Genomic DNA, 1,681 nt, shown 5'->3' on the forward strand with positions numbered 1-1,681 from the left:
TTTCGGCCCGCCACCTAACTGTCTACGCTTAAAGACTAAAGTTACCTTTAGCCCTCCAAGACTCGCTACGAGCGAATCGCTAGTTCTTACTCGACAGGAATCCCACCCGCTATATGATACGACCTAGGCTCGGCCGCACACGCACCTTTTAGCAGCATAAAGGAATTTAACACCACCATTGAAATGTTCCTAGCCGAACATAAGAAGGATTTTACCAAAGGGGAATTAGTCGCGTCCAAACGCCTGGTCAGGTTCTCCGCAAAATATGCTGGTGTGGCCAACGCAAAGATCGGAATTCTAGTAAAAGCCATCAATAAAAATTGATAACACCGAGTTCTTCCATTAAAAATTAAGAAAAACGTTTTTCTGTAGCCAAAAGGTGGCATTCACCATCTAGAGAGATCATCACCTTAAAACCGCCTAGTCTTTTTAATCTGTCCTTTACACGGCCTACACTTTATAAGAGAAAGGCTTTTTTATTACTCAGTAGTAGAAGTCCTCCTTGCCATTTGGAACTTTATAATGAAGACTCAGTAGCTTTACCAAGGATTAGGAATACTTCCCGATATATAAGAAGTTTTCCTCTCTTATAAATTTTCAAAAGTATTTTCTATGGCTAATTTCAATTCTTCTTTTCCTTCTCCTATATAACGTTTGGTCATGTTCAAATCTTTATGCCCCATTAATTTTGAAACGGTTTGAAGGTCTATCCCCTTATCGATTAATTTTTGGCAAAACGTATTCCGTAGCTTATGGGGAGTCGCATTATATTTAGTCAGCATATATTGCACGGACCTTGGCGTGATGCGCTGATTCACACTGGATATGAAAATGGCTTCCGTTTCCATATTTAAAAATTCCTTGTATGCCTTGATCTTTTCACTAGCAGTCATGGAGAGTGGAATCTTCCTGTCTATATCACCTTTTGAATCCCGGATGAGGACATATTGCCTTTCTCCCTCTTTTTGAATGTCGCTATGGTTCAAATCACAAAGTTCGGACACCCGGATACCCGTATGAATCATTGTGTAGACAATAGCAATATTCCTGAAATGCCCAGAAGCATCGATTTCTTTTAGGAGAGCAGCTTGCTCAAACATGTTCAGAGCTTTTGGCGGATCTTCTTTCTTTTCCTTTGCTTTGCGATCGATGTTGAGGACGATCTCGGGTTTATCAAGGAACCTGGAAAACATGGTAATGGCTGAATAATGTTTTTCAATCGTTCCTCCACTCTTGTTTGACTGTTCCATATAGTCTAAATAGGTTTGCACGTGGGATTTTTCAATTTCTTCCGCTTCTTCTTTAAACCATTGAAGAAACTGGGAGATGACTCCAACATAGGTTTTAATCGTACCAACGGATTTATTTTGACCCATTAACCATTCGGCAAAAGAATGAAGAATTTGTTTATTGTCCAGGTTTTCTTCTTTACTGGTCATCGAGAAGCCCCCTACCAAAATCATGCTACTAATAAGCCTATCCAATACACGAATAGTGGAATTTATACAAAAAAACCTTAGGAGAATCCTAAGGTTTAGAATGCGTAGATAGGATCTGAACCTGTGTATACGGGTTTATGAATCCTAATTGATGTGATAAAAATTGCTTGGCGGCGTCCTACTCTCACAGGGGGAAACCCCCAACTACCATCGGCGCTGAAGAGCTTAACTGCCGTGTTCGG

At 40.4% G+C, this 1,681-nt stretch carries 1 protein-coding gene and 1 rRNA gene; both read right to left on the minus strand.

The features are described from left to right. Positions 1-587: 587 nt before the first annotated feature. Positions 588-1,439 carry a tyrosine-type recombinase/integrase gene (locus tag ACFX4L_RS25300; protein WP_377406660.1) on the minus strand — a complete coding sequence of 284 codons (852 nt, stop codon included), beginning with the start codon at positions 1,437-1,439 and terminating at the stop codon, positions 588-590. 165 nt (positions 1,440-1,604) lie between these two features. Beyond that, positions 1,605-1,681, minus strand: a 5S ribosomal RNA gene (gene rrf / locus ACFX4L_RS25445); the annotation flags it as partial.

This window comes from Peribacillus sp. YIM B13482, from assembly GCF_042787975.1.
Taxonomy (GTDB): Bacteria; Bacillota; Bacilli; order Bacillales; family DSM-1321; genus Peribacillus; species Peribacillus simplex_A.

Coding starts and splice junctions, on each gene's coding strand:
- ACFX4L_RS25300 (WP_377406660.1), bottom strand. CDS start 1,439: ATGACCAGTAAAGAAGAAAACCTGGACAATAAACAAATTCTTCATTCT.